At 57.2% G+C, this 19,846-nt stretch carries 24 protein-coding genes and 1 riboswitch; of the genes, 17 read left to right on the top strand and 7 right to left on the bottom strand.

All coding sequences use genetic code 11. The features are described 5' to 3' along the window. Nucleotides 1-149: 149 nt before the first annotated feature. The 3 genes from ATO10_RS15675 to ATO10_RS15665 all read right to left on the bottom strand — a co-directional run bounded on the left by ATO10_RS15675 (nucleotide 150) and on the right by ATO10_RS15665 (nucleotide 2,359). Nucleotides 150-1,088 carry a cation diffusion facilitator family transporter gene (locus ATO10_RS15675; protein WP_035253420.1) on the bottom strand — a complete coding sequence of 313 codons (939 nt, stop codon included), beginning with the start codon at nucleotides 1,086-1,088 and terminating at the stop codon, nucleotides 150-152. Beyond that, nucleotides 1,078-1,839: a transglutaminase-like domain-containing protein gene (locus ATO10_RS15670; protein ID WP_035253419.1), complete on the bottom strand. Its 762-nt coding sequence runs from the start codon at nucleotides 1,837-1,839 to the stop codon at nucleotides 1,078-1,080. The genes ATO10_RS15675 and ATO10_RS15670 overlap by 11 nt, the downstream gene beginning before the upstream one ends. A 91-nt stretch (nucleotides 1,840-1,930) precedes the next feature. Beyond that, on the bottom strand, nucleotides 1,931-2,359 hold the full coding sequence (locus tag ATO10_RS15665; protein ID WP_035253418.1) for a MerR family transcriptional regulator: 429 nt from the start codon (nucleotides 2,357-2,359) through the stop codon (nucleotides 1,931-1,933). A 206-nt stretch (nucleotides 2,360-2,565) separates the two neighbouring features. On the opposite strand from ATO10_RS15665, the gene ATO10_RS15660 reads away from it, so the two are divergent. The 12 genes from ATO10_RS15660 to ATO10_RS15610 all read left to right on the top strand — a co-directional run bounded on the left by ATO10_RS15660 (nucleotide 2,566) and on the right by ATO10_RS15610 (nucleotide 10,175). After that, the gene (locus ATO10_RS15660; RefSeq protein ID WP_046212147.1) at nucleotides 2,566-3,129 is read left to right on the top strand and encodes an SCO family protein; all 564 of its coding nucleotides are present in this window, start codon (nucleotides 2,566-2,568) and stop codon (nucleotides 3,127-3,129) included. A gap of 5 nt (nucleotides 3,130-3,134) precedes the next feature. Beyond that, nucleotides 3,135-3,557 (top strand): disulfide bond formation protein B, encoded by a 423-nt coding sequence (locus ATO10_RS15655; RefSeq protein WP_035253416.1) that lies wholly within the window; start codon nucleotides 3,135-3,137, stop codon nucleotides 3,555-3,557. Beyond that, entirely contained in the window at nucleotides 3,554-4,213 is a 660-nt protein-coding gene (locus ATO10_RS15650; protein WP_035253415.1) for a DsbA family protein, read from the top strand. The genes ATO10_RS15655 and ATO10_RS15650 overlap by 4 nt, the downstream gene beginning before the upstream one ends. Before the next feature lie 46 nt (nucleotides 4,214-4,259). Beyond that, entirely contained in the window at nucleotides 4,260-4,700 is a 441-nt protein-coding gene (locus tag ATO10_RS15645; protein WP_035253414.1) for a copper chaperone PCu(A)C, read from the top strand. Further along, nucleotides 4,700-5,332, top strand: a complete 633-nt coding sequence (locus tag ATO10_RS15640) for an SCO family protein (protein ID WP_035253406.1) — start codon at nucleotides 4,700-4,702, stop codon at nucleotides 5,330-5,332. Before ATO10_RS15645 ends, ATO10_RS15640 begins: the two co-directional genes overlap by 1 nt. A gap of 208 nt (nucleotides 5,333-5,540) precedes the next feature. Then, complete coding sequence (locus ATO10_RS15635) at nucleotides 5,541-6,695, top strand: M23 family metallopeptidase (RefSeq protein ID WP_370001670.1); 1,155 nt, start codon at nucleotides 5,541-5,543, stop codon at nucleotides 6,693-6,695. Nucleotides 6,696-6,698: 3 nt separating this feature from the next. Then, the gene (locus ATO10_RS15630; RefSeq protein WP_035253402.1) at nucleotides 6,699-7,154 is read left to right on the top strand and encodes a DUF411 domain-containing protein; all 456 of its coding nucleotides are present in this window, start codon (nucleotides 6,699-6,701) and stop codon (nucleotides 7,152-7,154) included. A 99-nt stretch (nucleotides 7,155-7,253) separates the two neighbouring features. Continuing rightward, a complete protein-coding gene (gene lspA / locus ATO10_RS15625) occupies nucleotides 7,254-7,736 on the top strand; it encodes a signal peptidase II (RefSeq protein WP_035253400.1) in 483 nt (160 codons plus the stop codon). A gap of 265 nt (nucleotides 7,737-8,001) precedes the next feature. Further along, nucleotides 8,002-8,337 carry a DUF1636 family protein gene (locus ATO10_RS15620; RefSeq protein ID WP_035253399.1) on the top strand — a complete coding sequence of 112 codons (336 nt, stop codon included), beginning with the start codon at nucleotides 8,002-8,004 and terminating at the stop codon, nucleotides 8,335-8,337. Between the two features lie 144 nt (nucleotides 8,338-8,481). After that, nucleotides 8,482-8,695: riboswitch (cobalamin riboswitch) on the top strand. Nucleotides 8,696-8,729: 34 nt separating this feature from the next. Further along, nucleotides 8,730-8,900, top strand: coding sequence for a CbtB domain-containing protein (locus tag ATO10_RS16315; protein ID WP_074964317.1), 171 nt, complete (start codon nucleotides 8,730-8,732; stop codon nucleotides 8,898-8,900). A 4-nt stretch (nucleotides 8,901-8,904) separates the two neighbouring features. Beyond that, nucleotides 8,905-9,603, top strand: a complete 699-nt coding sequence (locus ATO10_RS15615; RefSeq protein WP_035253423.1) for a CbtA family protein — start codon at nucleotides 8,905-8,907, stop codon at nucleotides 9,601-9,603. A gap of 68 nt (nucleotides 9,604-9,671) precedes the next feature. Further along, the gene (locus tag ATO10_RS15610) at nucleotides 9,672-10,175 is read left to right on the top strand and encodes a hypothetical protein (protein WP_035253397.1); all 504 of its coding nucleotides are present in this window, start codon (nucleotides 9,672-9,674) and stop codon (nucleotides 10,173-10,175) included. A 138-nt stretch (nucleotides 10,176-10,313) separates the two neighbouring features. Here the strand turns inward: ATO10_RS15610 and mntR are convergent, their stop codons facing one another. Then, complete coding sequence (gene mntR / locus ATO10_RS15605; RefSeq protein WP_035253395.1) at nucleotides 10,314-10,763, bottom strand: manganese-binding transcriptional regulator MntR; 450 nt, start codon at nucleotides 10,761-10,763, stop codon at nucleotides 10,314-10,316. Between the two features lie 137 nt (nucleotides 10,764-10,900). Between mntR and ATO10_RS15600 the strand changes: the two genes are divergently transcribed. Genes ATO10_RS15600 through phnE form a run of 4 tightly spaced genes read left to right on the top strand, consistent with a single transcriptional unit; the run spans nucleotide 10,901 to nucleotide 15,124 of the window. Next, nucleotides 10,901-12,754 (top strand): cytochrome c peroxidase, encoded by a 1,854-nt coding sequence (locus tag ATO10_RS15600; RefSeq protein WP_035253393.1) that lies wholly within the window; start codon nucleotides 10,901-10,903, stop codon nucleotides 12,752-12,754. After that, on the top strand, nucleotides 12,754-13,614 hold the full coding sequence (locus ATO10_RS15595; protein WP_035253390.1) for a phosphate/phosphite/phosphonate ABC transporter substrate-binding protein: 861 nt from the start codon (nucleotides 12,754-12,756) through the stop codon (nucleotides 13,612-13,614). The genes ATO10_RS15600 and ATO10_RS15595 overlap by 1 nt, the downstream gene beginning before the upstream one ends. Further along, nucleotides 13,611-14,381 carry a phosphonate ABC transporter ATP-binding protein gene (locus tag ATO10_RS15590; RefSeq protein WP_035253388.1) on the top strand — a complete coding sequence of 257 codons (771 nt, stop codon included), beginning with the start codon at nucleotides 13,611-13,613 and terminating at the stop codon, nucleotides 14,379-14,381. Before ATO10_RS15595 ends, ATO10_RS15590 begins: the two co-directional genes overlap by 4 nt. After that, the gene (gene phnE / locus ATO10_RS15585; RefSeq protein ID WP_046212119.1) at nucleotides 14,381-15,124 is read left to right on the top strand and encodes a phosphonate ABC transporter, permease protein PhnE; all 744 of its coding nucleotides are present in this window, start codon (nucleotides 14,381-14,383) and stop codon (nucleotides 15,122-15,124) included. Before ATO10_RS15590 ends, phnE begins: the two co-directional genes overlap by 1 nt. 240 nt (nucleotides 15,125-15,364) lie before the next feature. Here the strand turns inward: phnE and ATO10_RS15580 are convergent, their stop codons facing one another. Together ATO10_RS15580 and ATO10_RS15575 are read right to left on the bottom strand one after the other, a co-directional pair. Next, the gene (locus tag ATO10_RS15580; RefSeq protein ID WP_046212149.1) at nucleotides 15,365-15,841 is read right to left on the bottom strand and encodes a L,D-transpeptidase family protein; all 477 of its coding nucleotides are present in this window, start codon (nucleotides 15,839-15,841) and stop codon (nucleotides 15,365-15,367) included. Between the two features lie 94 nt (nucleotides 15,842-15,935). Beyond that, complete coding sequence (locus ATO10_RS15575) at nucleotides 15,936-18,284, bottom strand: heavy metal translocating P-type ATPase (RefSeq protein WP_081806556.1); 2,349 nt, start codon at nucleotides 18,282-18,284, stop codon at nucleotides 15,936-15,938. A 184-nt stretch (nucleotides 18,285-18,468) separates the two neighbouring features. On the opposite strand from ATO10_RS15575, the gene ATO10_RS16660 reads away from it, so the two are divergent. Next, a complete protein-coding gene (locus ATO10_RS16660; protein ID WP_081806555.1) occupies nucleotides 18,469-18,741 on the top strand; it encodes a hypothetical protein in 273 nt (90 codons plus the stop codon). Between the two features lie 73 nt (nucleotides 18,742-18,814). Here the strand turns inward: ATO10_RS16660 and ATO10_RS16305 are convergent, their stop codons facing one another. Next, nucleotides 18,815-19,477: a L,D-transpeptidase gene (locus ATO10_RS16305; protein WP_046212120.1), complete on the bottom strand. Its 663-nt coding sequence runs from the start codon at nucleotides 19,475-19,477 to the stop codon at nucleotides 18,815-18,817. Nucleotides 19,478-19,846: the final 369 nt, after the last annotated feature.

Raw genomic sequence — 19,846 nt, 5'->3', positions numbered from 1 at the left:
ATGTTCAGCACCGCGCTTTCTGCGTCAGCAACACGTTGTTTTTCCACAGAATCCGGACAAAGTGCCCTTTCGCTGCAGCAGCAACAAGGTCTGCTTCCACGTCGTCCTAGGTGCCGCCCCAAAGATATCAATCATGCATATCACCTAAGCTATTCGATCTGGTGCTTGTCATGTCCAAACAGCGGCGCCTCGACGTCACAAGCTTCATTACGCTCAAATTCCAGCGTGGAATGATCAATCCCAAACTCAGCGCCAATTTGCGTCTTTAGCTCTGCCTTGATCTGCTCCAACTGGCCCCATGCAACATCTTCGACGACGACATGCGCATCGAGCGCTGGAGCATTCTCTTCCATCTGCCACAAGTGCACATGGTGGACGTCGCTAACGCCCTCTGTTTGGCGCAAAACGGCCACCACGTCACCTCCATCAATGTCCGGCGGGCTGCCAAGCATCAGCGTCCGGATCGGGCCACCAATCTCAGCGAAGGCCAGGTACAGAATATAGAGCGCGATACCAATCGTGATCGCAGGATCAACCCAACGCATGTCATAGAGGATGATCAGCGTGCCACCGACAATCACAGCGACTGAAGCCAAAGCGTCGGAGAGGTTGTGGAGGAACAAGGCGCGGATGTTCTGGCTGCCCTTCTGCATGGAATAGGTCAACCCCGCCGTCAGGGCATCAACCACCAGTGCCAGTCCCGCGATGATGACGACTGTCCACCCTTTCACCTCAGGCGGCTCGATAAGGCGCATGCCGCCTTCATAGATCAGATAGAGCCCGATCACGATCAGCGTCGTGTAGTTGATCAAGGCCGCCACGGTCTCGATCCGGCCATAGCCGAAGGTCATTCGCTCATCAGCGGGCCGCCGCGCGATCTTGCGGGCCGCAAAGGCAATGACAAGCGCGGCCATGTCCGAGAAGTTATGCAGCGCATCCGCGATCAGGGCGAGAGACCCTGCGAAGATGCCGCCGACGATCTGCGCAACCGTCAGAAGACCGTTCGCCCAAATCGCAATTGCTACCCGGCGATCCCCGCTGGACGGGTCCAGATGGGCATGGCTGTGACCATGGTGATCATGCGGCACGGGTCTCTCCCTCATGCTGGTGCGCAATTGAGGCGTCGGGTTTCAGACGGCCTGCGCGGAAGGCCCGCACACGCGCATTCATCCAGTGCCGGATGATGTTCCGATAGAGCCATCCGCGCAAACGCCCGAATTTCTGCTCATGCTCTGCATAGAAAGCGTCGGGCGTGTCGAACGTTCCGAAATCCTGCACGATCCCGGTATCCTGGATATATGTGTCCTGCCCTGTCCACTCGACAGGCGGCGCGTTGAGGCAATCCGTCCCAGCACCGTAACCGCACAGACTCTCGCGGTCGGTAAACGACGATTGCAGAACCTTCAGGAACGCGCTGTCGAGAATGAAGCCTTCGAGATTGATCCACTTGCCGTCCAGTGCGACCTCGATCCACGAATGCAGGATCTCTTCCGGCGCAATCGGGTAGACCAGCTCCGGCACAACACCGCGCTGAAGGCCCTTGTGGATCGTGAACCCGTGGATTCTGCACTTTATGCCCACACCCCGAAGGAGCGCCATAAGGAGCGTGCCCTTCGTATTGCACTGACCATAGCCATCAGACAGCACCTCGGACGCTGGAATGTCGTCGGCGCGGTTGTAGCCGAAGGCGATCTCGTTGCGGATATAGTCATAGATCGCGCCAATCTTGTCGGTGTCGGACAGATCACGCCAACCCCTTGCAGCGATGAGCTCCGCTATGGGCGCCGCCCCAAAATCCAGGATCGGGGTTGCGGTCAATAAAGGGTCATTATGTGCCACGATGGGGCTCCTCGAATCTTTCGAGTACAGAGATAATTGCTACAGTCGCTGTAGGTTCAAGCAAAAACTTCGAATAGTTTTCTGTGCTCACTCACACCCCAATTTGATCGTGCTCGGTCAGACACTCCGAATGGTCTCTTAGCACTTCAAGGACGCGGCATTGCGATGCGTTGCCGCCACTACATTCCTTGACCATGCGTTTCAATTCCGCGCGCAACGCTTTCAAGCGCTCCATTCTCTGCTCAACGAGCTTCAATTGTCGGCGTGCGATCTCATCGGCTTCGTGACAGGGCCGGTCCGGCGCGTCGGACAAATCAAGCAACTCCCGGATCGCGTCGAGCGGAAATCCCAACTGTCTGCTGTGCCGGATGAATGCGAGGCGATCAAGTTCAGCGTCACCATAGCGACGTTGCCCGCCTTCAGTCCGACCAGGTTCCGGCATCAATCCAATCTGCTCATAGTAGCGGATCGTCTGAACCTTGGTGCCGGTCCTCTTCGCAAGAGTCCCAATTGTGAGCATGTCGAAACCCCGTTAATCCTCTAGTGAATGTAGATTTATCTCACTCATGGCGCAACCGCGGAAATCACGTTTTGGCGATCTCTGGCGCGCTCTTTAGAAAACCACTTGAACCTACAGTAGCTAGAGGATGTAAACCGGCTCAAAACCGAGAATCAAACGGGCGAAATAACGTGCGTCTTTCAGTTATTCAGAGACTATTGTGGGGTCTGGCAGGCACAGCGCTTCTTGCCTTTGCGGCATTCCAGTATTTCGAACCTTCGACCGATACCGACGCTAATGCCTCTAACCCTGCGTTTTACGCCGATTTCGAACTGACCGATCATCGTGGATTGGTGCAGACGGATGAGTACTTTGCCGGGCGGTGGATGCTTGTCTTTTTTGGCTTTGCCAACTGCCCAGATGTATGCCCAACGACGCTCGCCGAAGTTGCCGCCGTCATGGAAGACCTAGGAACAGATGCAGAGAAAATACAGCCTATCTTCATCTCGATTGATCCTGAACGCGACACACCCGCTGCGCTGGCCGAGTATGTGCCCTTGTTCAATGCAGGCATCATTGGGCTGACCGGCACGCCGGAGCAGATTGCTGAGACGTCCGAGACCTTTCCGATCTTCTATGAGCGGATCGAGGAGGCCTCAGCACCAAATGGCTACACAATGGGCCACACATCGCATCTATTCCTCTTCGATCCAAAGGCGCGCTTCACCGACTCTTGGGCTTATGGCACCTCTGCCGAAGAGATACTTACCGATCTAAGAGAGAGGCTCTGACCCAAATGAACCGATTATACGGAGAAACTGCCCTCGGGCTGGCTTGGGTGATCGCCCTCATCGCCTCGCTTGCTGTTCTGTTCATTGGCGAAGTGCTGGGGCAGACACCTTGTGTTCTTTGCTGGTTCCAGCGCGCCTTCATGTTTCCACTGGCGATAATTCTTGGGCTGGGACTATGGTGGCAAGATCCGCGTGTTGGTCGGTACGGTGTCGTACTCGCACTTGGTGGCGCAGCAGTGGCTGCTTGGCATATGGGGTTATATGTCGGGATCATACCTGAACGCGTCCAACCTTGTACTGCGACGGGGCCCTCTTGCACTGACGACAACCAGTTGGTGTTAGGCATCCCCATTCCGCTGATGGCCGTTGTTACATTTGCGCTTATTGGTGCGCTTTCAGTCCTATCTCTCAAGGAGAAAAAATCATGAACCGACGCGGGTTGATTATTTCCGTTCTCGCAATGGGTGCTGCCGGTTTTGGTGGGGCCGCGTGGTATGTAAACCAACCAAAACCGTCATCTGAACGTGCGGTTGTCGCGCCAGAGTTGGCGGACGCTTTGATGCGACCATATTCGCCTGTTTTGGGGCCCGCTGAAGCCCCCGTGACCATCGTTGAGTTCCTCGATCCAGCCTGCGAGGCCTGTCGCGCATTTCACCCCGTCGTAAAAGATATTTTGGACAAAAATCCCGAAGCCGTGCGTGTTGTCATACGATACACCCCGTTTCACGGACCGATTTCGGATATAGCCGTCAAGTTGCTAGAAGCGGCCCGGATGCAGGGCAAGTTCGAACAGGTGCTAAATGCTCTAATGGCTTATCAAGACGCGTGGGCGGCGCATGGGGCGTTTGATCAACAAAAGCTGGGAAAGATCGCGGCCGGAGCCGGGCTCGATCTCGAACTTGCGATAGAGCAGATGAAATCACCCGATATCGTGGCAATCGTCAATCAGGACAAAGCGGACGTAGAAACAATGGGCGTTCGCCAGACCCCAACGTTCTACATCAATGGCAAGCCGCTAGATCCGTTTGGAATGGACGAATTGAGACAACAGGTTGACGCCGAAGTAGCTGCAGTTGGCAGCTAGTGGTCAAAAAGGGAACCGCAAAGTGAAGACAGTACTCTATGGCCTGATGGCCGCAAGCATGTTCGCATCAAGCACAGCGACCCCGGTAGAAGCTGGTTCGGAAGACGTTGTCGTCGAAGATGCCTGGGCGCGCGCGTCAATCGGCGTAAACCGTCCGGGTGTCGCGTATATGACAATCCGCAATACAGGCGACGAGGCTGTGATACTTACTGGCCTCCGCACGGATTTGGCGATGATGCCTGATATTCACCAGACATCCACAAATGCCGATGGTGTTAGCTCAATGGCACCTGCAGGCGAGATCGAGATTGCGCCGGGTGAATCTGTGTCTCTGGAACCGGGTGGCCTTCACGCCATGCTGATGCGCTTGCAGCGACCGATGGCCAAGGGCGAAAGCTTTTCCTTGACGCTCGACTTCTCGGACGGTGGTGAGATCGTGGTCGAGGTTCCAATTCTAGGTATTGCAGCGCGCGGTCCCGAGAGCTAATGACCCGACGGTCGATCCTCAAGTATGCCTTCGCTGGCATCGCGGCGATCATCCTGACACTTGTTGTTGGGTGGTGGCAGGTCGATGGCCCCGGCGCGCCCGAACAAGCGGGGTTGCGCCCGGTTGCCCTATCTGAAATGGAATTCCGCCTGACAGATCACGAAGGTAACGAGGTTGGACCCGAAAACCTTATCGGCAGCCCGTCAATGGTCTTCTTCGGCTTCACCTATTGCCCGGACGTTTGTCCGACGACTCTGTCGGATATTTCCGGCTGGCTTGATGACCTGGGCGAAGAGGCGGAGGGAATGAACGTGGTGTTCATCACCGTCGATCCAGAGCGGGATACTGTCGAGGCAATGGCCGAGTATGTCGGCTATTTCCATCCGTCGATCCGCGGGTGGACTGGCCCGGAAGAGGAAATTGCGCGCGCAGCACAGGGCTTCCGCGCACGCTATGGGCGGGTGCCGACCGAAGGTGGCGACTACACCATGAACCACACTGCCAGCGTTTTCCTTTTCGACGCGAAAGGCCGGTTCAGCACCATGATCGACTATCACGAGCCGAGGGAATTCGCAGTGCCGAAAATCCGGCGTGCGCTCAATAGAGAAACTGGGGGGCAACATGAGAATTAGAACAATCGCGGCAGGTTTCGCATTCGTATCGGTGCTGTCGGTGGGCGGGTTGGCAATATCGGGCATCTGGTCGAAGGATCCGATCCCTCCCGGTCTGGCAGCTGCAACCACTTGGTCGCCACCTCAACTCCCGCTTCCCACTTCTATTGAAACGGAAACACCGCAGGTCGCACAAACACGTGTGGAGCCCGCAATACCACTCCAGTCCATGCCACGTCTGGAGGTTGCGAGCGCCGATACTCTCTTACCGACGATAGAACCTCCGCTCTCCAACTGGTCACGCGATATCGCAACCGGCGAGACGCTCGACACCGTTCTTGAAGAAGCAGGTCTCTCAGCGACTGACCGTGCCGAGGTCGCTCTGGCCCTCGGCGCGGAATATGATCTGAGGCGACTTAGGCCTGGGCATTCGGTCACCGTTGTCTCGACGATGGACGGCAGCCCGCGCAGCGTCGCGCTCTCCGTCGAGGACGGTGTGCGGATCGAGGCGATCTTTGGCGAAGAGTTGGCCACGCAGGTCGTGACCCCGGCTCCCGACTTCATAACATCGGCGGGCGAAGCGGTGATCGACAGCTCGCTTTTTGCCGCGCTGGAAGAAGCCGAGATGCCTGCCCGCTTCGCTGTCGATTTGGCACAGATGCTGGGTGGAATCGTCGACTTCCGTCGTGAGGTGACCGGCGGAGAAACGCTTCGGCTACTGTGGCGCGAGGCCCGTGTTGGCGAAGACAGAATTGGTCAGCCGGAACTTACCTTTGCATCGCTGGAGATCGGCGGCGCACTTTATGAAGTTGTCTGGCCGGTAAGCGGTAGCGATCGGGCAACGATTTACGTCAATGGCACGGTTCTCCGCGTTTTTGCACAGCCTGTCGAAGGGGCGCGATTAAGCTCGGTATTTGGCCGCCGTACGCACCCGGTCTACGGCAATGTCCGGATGCACACAGGTGTCGATTTCGCGACGGCAAGCGGAACGCCGGTTCAAGCGACAGCACCGGGACGGATCAGCTTCATCGGCTGGCGGGGCGGCTATGGTCGCGTGGTCGAAATCGCCCACGGCTCAGACACAATGACACGCTATGCGCATCTCAGCGCTGTGCCCGAGGGCCTGGCACAAGGCCAACGCGTTGCGGCGGGAGATGTGATCGGTCGCGTCGGCGCGACTGGCACGGCGACGGGCCCGAACCTGCACTACGAAGTCCTCGTGGATGGACGCCCTACTGACCCCCTCTCTGACGACAGACTTGCCGAAGCGGCTGAGAGCGAAGCGGATGATACAGCCGCGCTTTTGCGTCTGGTCGAGGCGCGGGCGCTTCTGAATGAAAACCTCGGCAGCGACATTGCCGAAACGACAACCGAAAGGCTCTGACCCATGAGACGCATGATCCAAGCTCTTGCCATCACACTCGCCCTGTTACCGGCGGCGCAGGCCCTCGCGGAGGCAACCCCAATAGACGTCCGCAAGACCAATGGATGCGGTTGCTGTCTGTCCTGGATGAATCATCTTGAGGAGAACGGCTTCGCACCAATAGGCCAGGACATGTTCGGCGGCCTTCTCGTGCGCTTCAAACTCGACAACGGAGTGCCGCAGCGCATGGTCTCCTGTCACACTGGGCTCGTGGACGGTTACGTGATCGAGGGACATGTGCCTGCAGCCGACATCCGCCGCCTTCTGAACGAACGCCCCGATGCGGTCGGTCTCGCAGTCCCCGGAATGCCCTATGGTTCGCCAGGGATGGGGCCGGAAGACGAACGCGATGCCTACGACGTCTTCTTGATCCAGAAAGACGGCTCGACCGAAATATTTTCGAGCTACCCAGCAGGGTAACCGAGCCGAATTATGGAAGTCCTTTCCCCAATCTAGCTAACCTATTCAGCCGCTTCAGCGCAGACCGGCCAATGGTATCCAAAGTAGTTACGTTGCAACATGTTGACAGTCAACAAAACACAAGTACTCGGCATACTAGCTGTCGTCGGCGCCGTCGCCACTGATCAGGTAACAAAAGCCTGGGTTGTCGCGAGCGCCGATACCCTAAAAGACGGGATCGCTGTCTTTCCCGGGCTTAATCTCACGTTCCATCGCAATGATGGCGTAACCTTCGGGCTTTTGGGTGGCGCCCCCTGGTGGGGCCTCTTGCTTCTTGCGCTTATCATTTGTGCCTGGCTCCTGATCATGATGCTTCGCACAGAGAGCAGTATAGAAGCGATTGCGTATGGGGCGATCATAGGTGGCGCGCTCGGCAATGTCGTTGATCGCATCCATTATGGAGCCGTAACAGACTTCCTTGATTTTTTCATTGGATCTGCACACTGGCCGACTTTCAACATGGCAGACGTATTCATTGTCGGAGGTGCCGGATTACTGCTGGTGGTACCAGTGATCCAGAGGCACTTCGAGGGCGATCATTGAAGACATTGCCCCAAGTTTCATTCGGCGGATTTTTTGCCTGAGCAACTGTTTCCTCGATTTGCCGGACAAGAAAAATTTCTCGTGCCACAAGTCTGAATAATCTATGTTGGCATTGTAGGTGCCTACTCCGGCGAGCTTGCCGATCGCTCAAGTATTGACTTTTCTAAAGGCACCGCGACAAAACCAAGTTTCGAAATCGAACCAGTAACCACCCGCAGATATTGAATCATAAAGAAGGTTGCTCAAAAAAGGACTTGCTCGGCGCATGCACCTACCAACGCTTACTTTATGCCGAACCTGCCGTGACGCGGATCCAACCCTGTATGATCAAGTGGTATCAACGCTAAAGGCAGCGAATGTGAAGGCAAAATTGCAGCACGTCGATTGCATGTCCGGCTGCATGCGACCACAAACGCTTGCAGTCCGACAGAACGACAAGACTGCTTATCTTTTCGGTGAGATAACTGCTCAAGACCTGCCGGACATCCTGACATTCATCCGGATGTATCAGGAAAGCCCAGACGGTAACTTCGCGGATGCAAGGCCACTTGGAAAGCTGCGTTTCAAGGCTATTGCTCGCATTCCCGCAGATGTGCAGTAAACCACCCGCACCACGATATTAGTAGCTCCTGCGGTGAATTATTGCATTCAGTACAGTGTTGACAGCAGCAGATTTCAAATCAATTTGGCGCTGCGGAACTTAGGCATGCCGGTTTCGTACTTGACCTGCTACCGCCTAATCGGACAGAAACAGTCATTACGGTGCTCAAAGGTGCAAATGCATTAGAGCTGAAACGGGAATGAGGACGGTGGACCAAATCGCGGCACCGAAACCTCAACCGCCCCCGCGACTGTGAGCGGCGAGCTACCTTCCATTTCCACTGGTGCGAGAGTGCTGGGAAGGGGGAAGACGGCATCGACCCGCGAGTCAGGAGACCGGCCGTATATTGAACGTAACTTGCGCCGTCGGGTGTGACGGCAAGGAGGACTAAAATGACGACAAACGCTATCAAAGCATCCGCTGTAGGATCAACCATTCTGCCCGCAGTGTTCGCCCTTATTCTGGGTTTGGGTGTTGTTACTGTGACCGGCCATGCTCAAGCTTCTGGCCTGCATGACGCTGCTCACGATGTGCGCCACGCAACTGGCTTTCCCTGCCACTAAGACCATGTTCAGTCGTATTCTGACCAGCGCGTTGTTCGCTGGTGCTGCAGCGGGGCTGATTGCCGCCTTGCTGCAGCTTTATTTCGTGCAGCCTGTACTTCTCCACGCCGAACTTTATGAGGGTGGCGATTTGGTGCATTTTGGCGCTGATCCTGTGACTGCGCATCCCGAGTTGCCCGGCATGTTCGCCGAGCCGGTGCGCGACGGCCTAAGCATCATCTTCACGATGCTGACGTATACTGGCTATGCATTGGCCCTTGTGGCGCTTATGTCGATTGCCGAACAACAGGGTCGTGAGATTAACGGTCGCACCGGTTTGCTTTGGGGCTTGGCTGGCTTTGTTGCCTTCCACTTTGCGCCTGGCTTGTCGCTGGCGCCTGAAGTGCCAGGCGTAGCCGCAGCAGATGTCGGTGTGCGCCAAGTATGGTGGACTGCTACTGTTGCCACAGCTGGCGTCGCCATGTGGTTGATCGCCTTTGGAGGCAACTTGGTGAGCTATCTGATCGCCGCTGGACTGCTGATAGCGCCTCACGTCGTCGGTGCGCCTGAACCCGACACCTTCGCTGGCCCGGTTCCGACCGAGATCGGCGCGCTATTTGCCGCCCGAGCCTTTGGCATCGGCATGGCCGCTTGGGTGTTGCTGGGAAGCTTTGCCGGATACTTCTGGCAGGCTGAAGGCAAACGCGCGAACGCCGCCGCCTGATTCCTTTCCTCTATTGCTTTCCCGCCGGTCACCGCCGGCGGGAGCTTTCATTTATTGAGGAGGACAAAATGTCCCGTTCACTCGCTCTCTTCGCCATCGGGCTGATTTTTGGCGGCGGCGTCGGCTTTGTGATCGCGGCCGGCAGCGGCAGCACCTTTGACAGCCACGACCATGCTGACCCGTCTCAACATGGTAGCAATGCGGAGATGGCAGCCCATGACCACTCTGCTGTCACTAACTTACCGGCCGACAGCAATGCCCCCAGCGTGGCGATCAAGATGATTAAAGATCCGATGGCAGGTTGGAACTTGCACGTGACACCGCAAAACTTCCGATTTTCTCCTGAGAATGCCTCTACTGAGGAAATACTTGGTGAAGGTCACGCGCATGTCTATATCAACGGCGAAAAGCTGGGGCGCCTTTATGCCAACTGGATACACCTCCCATCACTGCCGGATGGCGACGTTGAGATAAAAGTTTCCCTCAATGGCAACAGCCACAGCCCGCTAATGGTTGGGGGCTTGCCCGTCGAGGCCAAACTAATCGTTCAAGCAGACGATGACGGCTCCTGAGCAAAACTCAGATCTTGACTGAACTTCGGTCGCAGGGGCCTTGCGCCCCTGCATTGCCATGGTTTGCATGTCAGGATCGAATGCAATCCTCCCCTGAGCGCATCATTATGGCAAATGGCAATAGCATGAACCAACTCGCTATCGGCTCATTTTACTCTGTGAAAAATCCTTGAATACGCGAAGCGTCTCTTCGCTTACATGATGCTCGATACCTTCAGCATCGTGCTCGGCCACGTCTTTGGAAATACCCAGGGCGATAAGGAACTCCACAACAATTCGGTGCCGCTTTCGACAAGCCTCGGCCAATCGCCGCCCAGCATCCGTTAGGCGTATTGATCGGTAAGGTTCCTGCACAATGAAGCCCTCGCGTTTAAGCCGGGTCAGGTTCTTGGACACAGTGGGCTGGGTCACGCCGAGCCGCTCGGCAATCTCCACGGGCCTCGCTGAACCGTTCTGGTGAATCAGCTCCGCGATCAGCTCGACATAATCCTCCACAACTTCGCTTTGTCGGGCGGCGCGGGCTGCCTCGAAACCGCTCACCTGGTCGTCAGGTTTACGTCCGAATAGTTGTGGTTTCTGATCGGTCATTCTGCTCTCGGTGTCTATTGCTGGTGCGGAACCCTGCTTGCCGCGCCTTATTGTGTATGCACCAGCGACGCGGGCCTTGACAATGACATAGACTTTTCTACAAAACTTAGCCAAGGCTAATAATTATAGACTGAACCATGAAACACCTGATTGCATCTGCCTTGATTGGCCTGCTTCCGCTTAGTGTGGGGGCCACTGCCATTGAAGAAGCCCCTTGGGCACCTCGGGCCGCAGCCTACCGGCTGAGCCTATTCATGGCGAACTTGACACCCGTTCCCTGGGAGAAGATTGAAAACAATTGGACTGCTCCGGCACCCGGCAGCGCAGTTGCGGTGGAGGCACTGTCACGGGTATCGGATAGCGACGCCCAGAACATTCGTGCAGCGCTGGCTGCGGAAGACCGACAGGCCCTGTTTGCTGCCATTACAACGGCATTGGCCAAAGGTATTCTGCAGCACCTAGAGGCAGCCGAGGCGACACTTGGCCAGCCTGAAGCCGCATTTGAGGTTGCGCAGTCTGCGGCCTTGTACCGCGCGTTCGAGGACGGCATCCTGGCGGCGGACAAGCAGGCCGCACACGACCTAGGTCGCGCCTGGCTGGTTCTGAATTCTTCTCTGGGTAGCACCGGTATTTTGAACAATGGCGCTCAAGACCCGAATGTGGCGCGATTTGCTGAGGCGCAAAAAGTTATCGTGGAGTACATTGAGACAAACTATCTGCCCTCCGTTTTTGTCGAACGTGGCAAGCTGACCCCGGCACCGGAGAGCGCAGTGCGCTCCGGTACGCCGGTAGTGTTGCCCGCCACACTCCCACCGGGCTCCAATATTGCTGATCAGCGCGAGCTACCCCGGCTGGTGCTCCAGTTTGAAGAGGCTGGCGAGGATGAGGCCAACCTGCCGCTTGTGGCCTATGGCGACATGCTGTTCGACAGCCCTGAAATCTTTGGTTCCCCAGCACGTGACCTGGGCATTGCCTGTTCAACTTGCCACAACCGGTCCGATGTGAACCGGGATTTCTTTATCCCCGGCCTCTCTAGCCATGCTGGCGGGATGGATGTGGACAGCTCCTTCTTCAATCCGATGTTCAATGACCGGGAAGACGATCACCTGGATACGCCGTCAATGCGAGGCATCCGCTTTACAGCGCCTTACGGGCGTGATGGGCGCGAGCCGAGCCTGCGCAGTTTTGTACGCAATGTGATCGTGACCGAGTTTGCCGGAGCGGAGCCAACGCCGTTCCAACTCGATGCGATGGTCGCCTACTTGCGCGCCTTTGACTTTCTGCCCAACCCACAGATAGACGAGGCCGGGCGGCTGACTGACAAGGCCTCTGAGGCTGCGAAACGCGGTGAGGTACTGTTCAATACCGAATTTGCCGGGCTTGGCGACAGGTCCTGCGCCTCCTGCCACACCCCGGACCGGTTTTTCCGAGATGGGCAGACCTATGACATTGGCTCGGCCGAGCCGCCGTTCCCGGGCGGCACCGCAACCCCATTCGAAACGCCCACATTGCGCAATGTCAACTTCACCGCGCCCTACATGCATGACGGATCGCTGGCGACCCTAGCGGGGGTTGTAGACTGGTTCAACGATACCAAGGATCTGGGCTTGGATGCGGAACAGCGCGCCGATTTAACTGCCTATCTGCGCGCGGTAGGAGATGGTGAGGAGCCCTACCAGCGCTTTGAAGGCCGAGACAGCGTGTTCCGCCTGTCGTGGGAAGAGCTTACCACTTTTGCTTCGACGCTGGACACACTGATCCCGATGCGGGATGCGGAGAACATCGCCGTATTGATTGATACTGTTGCACCGGATCTGGCGGCAGATGCGAGCGTTATGATCAATCAAAACGCTAAGCCAGAAATCTACCGATTTGCCGCAATTCTTCAGGCAGTTGGCGATGCCAGCGCCGCTGGCGACTGGGCTGAGGCGAGCCTCCAGTGGGACGCTTTCAAAACCATGCAAGCCGAGATTGATGAGAGGATGTTCTGATGCTGTCGCGCCGTACCTTTTTGACCACTGTCGCTGCCGCCCTAACAGTGCCAGCAACTGCCTCTGCGGAAGAGGCACTGAAACTCGCCTTCATTCCGCAAGAAAACCCAGAGAAGCTGTTGGGGGATATCGAGGCGATCACTGCCTGGCTGTCCCAGCAGTTGGAGGTTCCAGTCACCGGCTTTGTTACCTTTGATCATGCTGCGGCAGTTGAGGCATTGCGCAATGGTGATGCCGATATCTCCTTCATGGGTGCCTTGCCCTTTGTGCTGGCAGAAGACCAGATCGGGGCGGTGCCACTTCTGTCCGAGGTTTACCGCGGCCAGCCGAGCTATTCGGGCCGGGTGTTTGTGCGCAAGGACAGCGGCATCGAGACGCTGGCCGACCTGCAGGGCCGTGACATTGCCTTTGCCGATCCGGTGTCGGAGTCCGGCTATCTCTATCCGCTCGACCTGTTTGTGCGCGAAGGACTCGTTGCGGATGCAGGCGATGCGGACCGGTTCTTTGGCCAGAAGTTCTTTGCCGGTGGTTATCAGCAGGCAATGCAGGCTATGGCCAACGGGTTAGTGGATGCTGCGGGTGCCAGCCAGTATGCCGATCTTTATCTGACGCCTGAGCAGCAGGCCGAGGTCAGGGTGCTGGGCGAAAGCGCGCAGATCCCCAGCCATGCCATCATTGCCCGGCCTGGTCTAGATGCGGCCTTGCAGGCCCGCTTCGTGGATGCCATGCTGCGCCTGAACCAGGCTGAGAACCAGTATTTGCTGGCCTATCTCTACGGCCCAGACGGCTATGTGGCAGCAGATCCCAAGGTCTATGACGGGGTCAGGCAGATGGCACGCCGTTACGGCTATCTAAAATGACCCAAGCGCTTGCCCTCCATGCTGTGTCGCATTGCTTTGACGACGCTGAGGCCCTGCAGGATGTGTCGCTGCAGGTGGCACCGGGGGAATGTGTGGCCTTGCTGGGGCCTTCGGGCGCCGGCAAGTCGACCCTGCTGGCCTTGCTGGATGGGCGGGTCCGGGGATGGCGCGGTCGGGCTGAGGTACTGGGCAACCGGCTTCCAAATGATCGGGCACCAGAACGAAAAACCCGGCTAGAGACTGGCTTCATCTTTCAGGAGTTCGCCCTGGTTGACCGGCAGAGCGTTTACCAGAATGCGATGAACGGGCGGCTGGGGCGAATGCGCCTCTGGCCGTCGCTTTGGGGGCGATACGGTGCGCAGGATCACCTCAAGACGACCATCGCGCTGGAGGACACCGGCCTAACGGAGTTGGCACAGCGCCGTGCAGATCAGCTTTCAGGTGGTCAGCGCCAGCGAGTGGCCATCGCCCGCTGCCTGGCGCAGGAGCCTGAGTTGATACTGGCGGATGAACCGGTCAGCAACCTCGATCCAGCCCACGCCGAACGCATTCTGGAACTGATCACCAACACAGCGCGAAATCGCGGCATCGCTGTAGTCTTCAGTTCGCATCAGCCAGAGCTTTCGCGGCGCTTTGCCGACCGTATCGTTGGATTGCGCGCGGGCGCGGTGCTGTTTGACAAGCCCTCCGCGATGGTCGGCAACGATGACATCAGCGATTTGTACCATGGAACAGTACCTGGTGACGGATTGCGGGTGGTGAGCTGATGAGCCGGATCTTGGTTTGGATGGTACTCGGGCTTGCTGTGCTGTGGGCTGCAGGAAACGCTGACATCGGCTTGGAAAAACTGCCCGGAGCGGGTCCGAGGCTAGCAGAATTTCTAGGCCGGATGATACCACCGGACCTTTCTGTCTGGCCGGAAGTCCTTACAGGCCTAACCGAGACACTGAGAATCGCCATTCTTGGGACGCTGTTTGCGGTCGTCCTGTCGGCGGGGCTGGCTGTACTTGCGTCTGAGACCCTTGTACCCGCAGCCATCTGGCGCCCGGTACGTGCGCTGCTGGCAGTGATCCGGTCGATTCCGCTGATCTTGGTGGCGATGCTGATGGTGGGGGCAGTCGGGCTGGGCCCACTGCCCGGTATTCTTGCAATCACTTTTCATGCCACCGGCATGCTGGCCAAATTCTATGCTGAAGCAATCGACAATGTCGGTGCCGCACCACTTGCTGCATTGGAAAGCGCAGGTGCCAGCCGAGCGCAATTATTGCGGTGGGCGATCTGGCCACAGATGGCACCAGTTGTGCTCCGCGACACTGTCTTCCGCTTTGAACTGAACCTCCGCGAAAGCTTGATCTTAGGTATCGTTGGCGCCGGGGGCATCGGTCTGTACGTTCAGACTTACGTGCGTTCGTTCCAATACGACAAAGCTGCAACTGTCACGCTTGCCATCATCGCTCTTGTGCTGCTGTTCGAAGGTCTAAATTCGGTTTTACAAAAGCGGTTTTCGTGACGATTTTGATCAAGGAAGGTCGGAAAATTCAGATTTCGCAGCGCTTTCAGTTTCGTAGTGCCATTCGAAGAGCTTTCCCTACCATTCATCGTTCGCCAGACCCACTGAACTGGGGTTCGCCTATCTTGCTCATTACCTGTGTTCTTCGGTTTGATCAGTCTACCTTGAAACTGTCAGTCTGCCGCACCGACAACAGTTTTTTTGAGAAGCACAGCCGCCACCGTTTCCAGACAAATTCGGTTATGAGTAGATATCAATAGGTGTCCCGTTCTTCACCATTGCATAGATATCTTCTATCTCCCGATCCGAAACGGCAATGCATCCGGCCGTCCAGTCGCGCTTGTTTGTCGGGTCAATGCCAGGGCGCGGCCCCCCATGGATGAAAATATCTCCACCAGGGGAACGGCCCTGAGCCTTTGCGTATGCGATATCCGCCTCGTTCGGGTACGAGATCCCGATGGAAAGATGAAACAGGCTTTCGGGATTTCGCCTGTCAATCACGTATGATCCTTCTGGCGTGCGCCCGTCCCCTTCGAATTGCTTGTGACCCTCAGGCGCAAAGCCAAGGCCCATTGGGATAGTGCGCAAAACACCCTCTGGTCCATCAAGGACAATCATGCGCTGCCCCTTGTAGACCCGCACCCGGGTCACCTCCGGCCCCCTGTAAGTGCGGAATTTGTTTGCACATCCAGAAAGAATTGTCGCCAGAGCTCCCAGGAGGATTGTGCGACGTGTAACTCGAAAATTCACTGCTCAATGCCTCTTTCATGAGGTTTTTCAAACTTGACACTAGCGTGCTGTGCCAGCCCGTTCAATGGCCGTGCGCCAAAGCACCTTCGGCCAGTCTGTCGCCGACGCGGTCACCGCCTTTGGGCGGAGTCTCCGCGTGGTGTCCGTTTAACAGCCTGAGCGCATTTGCGACAACCAGCAGTGACACGCCAACATCTGCGGCAATGGCCCCCCACATCGATGCCATCCCAAACGCTGTCGCCACCACGAAAACGGCCTTGGTTGCCAGCGAGGTTGCGATGTTTTGACGGATGATCGACATCGCACGGCGGGAATGGCCTATGAGCCAGGGCACCCTGCCAATGTCATCAGTCATCAAGGCAATGTCCGCCGTCTCGATGGCCGCGTCGGAACCAACCGCGCCCATGGCGATAGCATAGTGGGCCCGCGCCATGGCGGGGGCATCGTTTACGCCATCGCCAATCATGGCCACCATATCGTGCGCTTCGACCAGGTCTTCGATGGCCGTCACCTTGTCCTCGGGCAGAAGCTCCGCGCGCACCTCGTCGATGCCGACCTCTGTCGCGACCGCGCGCGCGGTGCGTTCATTGTCGCCCGTCAGCATGACGATGGTTTTCACGCCCTGCGCATGCAGACGAGCCACGATTCCCTTGGCGTCGGGGCGGATGCGGTCGCGCAGTTCCAGAATACCCATCACCCCATTTGCATCACCAACAGCCACCAACGTACTACCGGCAACTTCGATACGGTGCCGAAGGTCTGTCGGAATGGCACTTCCAAGCCCTTTTTCCTCGGCGAACCGGTCAGAGCCGAGCCAGACCGCCCGATCCTGTACCCTGCCTTCAAGCCCACGCCCCGGTACGGTCCGCGTATCGTCCGCCGCGGATACATCAAGGCCGTCGACTTCTGCACGTACAAGGATAGCGCGCGCTAACGGGTGGGAGGATCGCGCTTCAAGCGCCGCCGCTACGCCCATCAGATCCTGCGTCGACGCATTCCCTAGCGGATACATTGCAGCAACTTCAGGCTCGCCGATGGTGATCGTACCGGTCTTGTCCATGGCCAAGGCTGAAGTGCGTCCCGGAGCTTCGACATAAGCACCGCCCTTGATCAGCACCCCGGCGCGGGCCGAGGCTGTGAGCGCGGCGACGATGGACACGGGCGTCGAAATGACCAGCGCACAAGGGCAGGCGATCACCAGAAGGACGAGGGCGTTGTAGAACCAGTCATCCCAGGCTCCACCAAATACGAGCGGTGGCAGCATCGCGACGGCAATGGCGAGCGCCATCACGATGGGCGTATAGACGCGCGCAAATTTCGCCACCCATTGCTCCACGGGCGCGCGGCGGGTGTGGGCGTCGCCTACCATGCGGATGATCTTGGCGAGCACCGTGTCGGAGGCCGCCCTGGTCGCGCGTACCGTCAGCGTGCCCTCGCCATTGATCGTGCCCGCATAGACCTCGTCACCCGGCTCCTTCGGCACCAATGCGCTTTCGCCAGTGATCGGGGCTTGATCAACGGCCCCGGCGCCTTCGATCACTTGCCCGTCCAATGGAATGCGGTCCCCGCCACGCACCACGAAATGTGCATCGATGGCGACGGCTGACGCCGGAACATCTGCTTCAGAACCATCTTCGTAGACAACCCTTGCAGTAGGTGGCGCTAGGTCGAGCAAAGCCGAGACAGCGTTCCGCGCCCGCCCGACACTCCAGCTTTCAAGGTACAGCGAGAGAGAGAAGAAGAACGCGACCGTTGCCGCCTCGAAAAACTCGCCAAGGCCGATAGCCCCGGCCACAGCGACCACCATCAAGAGGTTCATGTCGGGCGATACGCGCCGCGCGGATGACCACGCCTTCGGGGCGACAAGCCAAACGCCAGCCAGGATCGCGATAGCAAAAAGCCCCGCTTCGACCAAAGGCATCACTGCTTCTCCATGGCCGGAAAAGAGACCGATCGCACCGCCCATCCCGGTTTCTGCGATGTGATACAGAAATCCTGCCGCCCAAAAGCCTCCGCTCAGCATTGTGAACAGGCGCTGACGGGCAAGATGCGCAGCTTGATCCTCCGAAGCGTTCTCGGCATCCCAGGGTTTTGCGCTCATACCCGTGGTCGCAACCAGTTGAGTGATCTCTCCATCCGACACTGCGGCAGCGCTGTGGAGTATGATCATGCGTCCGTTGATGACATCGAATGCCAGGTGCTCCGCCCCGCCGACTTTCGGTCCAACGACCTTGTTGAGGATCGCCACTTCTTCTGCGCAATCAAGACCGCTGACCTGAAAACTCCGGCCCGCTCCATCTTGTGGCACGGGACCAAACTCTTCGTGTGAATGGCTTCCTCCACAGCAGGCATGTTCACTTGCACATGTTTCTGACTTGGCTCTATCAGTTGGGTGTACTTCAGATACCACAGTTTCAGTTTTGGCGGCCATTCGGCATCTCCAGAATCATTGCTTGGCTGGACCATAACTCCTACAGTCGCTAGAGGTTCAAGAGGTATTTTGTTTCGTATATAGTTTTCGGCTGCCAAGGGGCGCGCGAGTATAAAACCAATCGGCGGACACGCAATCAACGAAGAAAGGCGACAAGGAATTTATGAAGACTCAGCAATTTGCCGGACCGATCGGACTACCGCTACTTGGGGTACTGCTGCTTGGCGCATGCGCGACGACAGATCAGAACGGATCCCAAAAAATCGGAAACGTGCCAGAGGCTATCGTGGAACTGGCTGATCCAAGTCAAAACCTTGCAACAGCCCGGCTCCGCGAAGAAGACGGATGCTACTGGTATGAACACAACGGACCCGTAGAAAAGACCTTGCTTCCCCTCAGAACCGCTGGTGGCAACCCGATTTGTGTTGCTCGGTAAACGTAACGATCTTCCTGACATCTCCGGCCCACGTTGAGGGCCGGAGCGAAGATCAACGCGTCACAATCCTGCACTAGCTGTCCGAAACAACACTCTGTTCGGCAGAATACAGGTATACGGTCGACCCTATGGCGACGTTTGAATAGAGATCATTGATATGTGCCATGACCATCCGGACGCAGCCAGAACTCGCTCGACCGCCAATCGACCAAGGTTTAGGTGTCCCGTGGATGCGAAGGTAAGTGTCTCGGTTGCCAACGTAGAGATAAAGAGCACGTGACCCGAGTGCATTCTTCGGCCCCGGCTCCATCCCATCCGCAAATTCTGCGTTTTCCGGATTTCGTTCGATCATTGACGCTGTTGGGGTCCAGTGTGGCCATTCGACCTTTCGCCGAATGGTGTAGGTTCCTGGTTCGTAGAGATTTCCACGCGCGATCGCCACTCCATACCGCATCGCTGTACCACCTTCTTCAATGTGATAGAGATAGCGGGCGACTGCATCGACATGGATGTCACCTGGCACAAGGCCATCTTTCGCAGCAACACGTTGCGGCAAGAAACGGGGATGCAGCCCCCACGGATTGGATGTCGCCGGGTCATAGTTGCTGGGCGTTACCTGAGAATCCCACGACGCTTTTTGGCCGGTCGTTGGCCAGCTACTGGCCAAAGCCGGTCCCGCGATCGGTAACGAAAACATCGCAGTGGACGTGGAAATGAAATGGCGCCGGGTCAGCATAGGTCCTACTCCAAAGAAATTGTTTGTGCACCTCCAGCCGCGGCTTGGATGCCTCGAGTGCCTTGTAGAACCTCAAGCCACTATAGGTTCAAGGCCTCATTTATGAGCGATGATCAAGTCCTCGTGAAGGGATGGCTCTCCTTCTGCCGCTGGCATCTGACAGATCACAGGCCAATTTTACAAGCATTTTGGATCTTACCGGTGTCGATACTCTGCCACAAACCCTTGGCGAAACTCGGTTTGATTTTGTCACTTTTTCATCCTCGGCTATGAGAGCCTACATTGGAACGCGATGCAGCATTGTTCACTTTGGGCTGATTCTGTGGAAAAACAACGTGTTGCTGACGCAGAAAGCGCGGTGCTGAACAT

Origin of the sequence: Actibacterium atlanticum (genome assembly GCF_000671395.1) — a bacterium.
GTDB lineage: Bacteria > Pseudomonadota > Alphaproteobacteria > Rhodobacterales > Rhodobacteraceae > Actibacterium_D > Actibacterium_D atlanticum.
The sequence above is the reverse complement of the archived record's forward strand: the minus strand, read 5'-3'. Positions and strand labels throughout refer to the sequence as shown.

Excerpts from the sequence above, each read along its gene's own strand:
- ATO10_RS15665 (WP_035253418.1), bottom strand. The coding sequence starts at position 2,359 with ATGCTCACAATTGGGACTCTTGCGAAGAGGACCGGCACCAAGGTTCAG.
- ATO10_RS15610 (WP_035253397.1), top strand. The coding sequence starts at position 9,672 with ATGTCCCGTTCACTCGCTCTCTTCGCCATCGGGCTGATTTTTGGCGGC.
- lspA (WP_035253400.1), top strand. The coding sequence starts at position 7,254 with ATGTTGACAGTCAACAAAACACAAGTACTCGGCATACTAGCTGTCGTC.
- ATO10_RS15645 (WP_035253414.1), top strand. The coding sequence starts at position 4,260 with ATGGCCGCAAGCATGTTCGCATCAAGCACAGCGACCCCGGTAGAAGCT.
- ATO10_RS15640 (WP_035253406.1), top strand. The coding sequence starts at position 4,700 with ATGACCCGACGGTCGATCCTCAAGTATGCCTTCGCTGGCATCGCGGCG.
- mntR (WP_035253395.1), bottom strand. The coding sequence starts at position 10,763 with ATGACCGATCAGAAACCACAACTATTCGGACGTAAACCTGACGACCAG.
- ATO10_RS15630 (WP_035253402.1), top strand. The coding sequence starts at position 6,699 with ATGAGACGCATGATCCAAGCTCTTGCCATCACACTCGCCCTGTTACCG.
- ATO10_RS15655 (WP_035253416.1), top strand. The coding sequence starts at position 3,135 with ATGAACCGATTATACGGAGAAACTGCCCTCGGGCTGGCTTGGGTGATC.
- ATO10_RS15590 (WP_035253388.1), top strand. The coding sequence starts at position 13,611 with ATGACCCAAGCGCTTGCCCTCCATGCTGTGTCGCATTGCTTTGACGAC.
- ATO10_RS15620 (WP_035253399.1), top strand. The coding sequence starts at position 8,002 with ATGCACCTACCAACGCTTACTTTATGCCGAACCTGCCGTGACGCGGAT.
- ATO10_RS16315 (WP_074964317.1), top strand. The coding sequence starts at position 8,730 with ATGACGACAAACGCTATCAAAGCATCCGCTGTAGGATCAACCATTCTG.
- phnE (WP_046212119.1), top strand. The coding sequence starts at position 14,381 with ATGAGCCGGATCTTGGTTTGGATGGTACTCGGGCTTGCTGTGCTGTGG.
- ATO10_RS15595 (WP_035253390.1), top strand. The coding sequence starts at position 12,754 with ATGCTGTCGCGCCGTACCTTTTTGACCACTGTCGCTGCCGCCCTAACA.
- ATO10_RS16305 (WP_046212120.1), bottom strand. The coding sequence starts at position 19,477 with ATGCTGACCCGGCGCCATTTCATTTCCACGTCCACTGCGATGTTTTCG.
- ATO10_RS15635 (WP_370001670.1), top strand. The coding sequence starts at position 5,541 with ATGCCACGTCTGGAGGTTGCGAGCGCCGATACTCTCTTACCGACGATA.
- ATO10_RS15615 (WP_035253423.1), top strand. The coding sequence starts at position 8,905 with ATGTTCAGTCGTATTCTGACCAGCGCGTTGTTCGCTGGTGCTGCAGCG.
- ATO10_RS16660 (WP_081806555.1), top strand. The coding sequence starts at position 18,469 with ATGAAGACTCAGCAATTTGCCGGACCGATCGGACTACCGCTACTTGGG.
- ATO10_RS15650 (WP_035253415.1), top strand. The coding sequence starts at position 3,554 with ATGAACCGACGCGGGTTGATTATTTCCGTTCTCGCAATGGGTGCTGCC.
- ATO10_RS15600 (WP_035253393.1), top strand. The coding sequence starts at position 10,901 with ATGAAACACCTGATTGCATCTGCCTTGATTGGCCTGCTTCCGCTTAGT.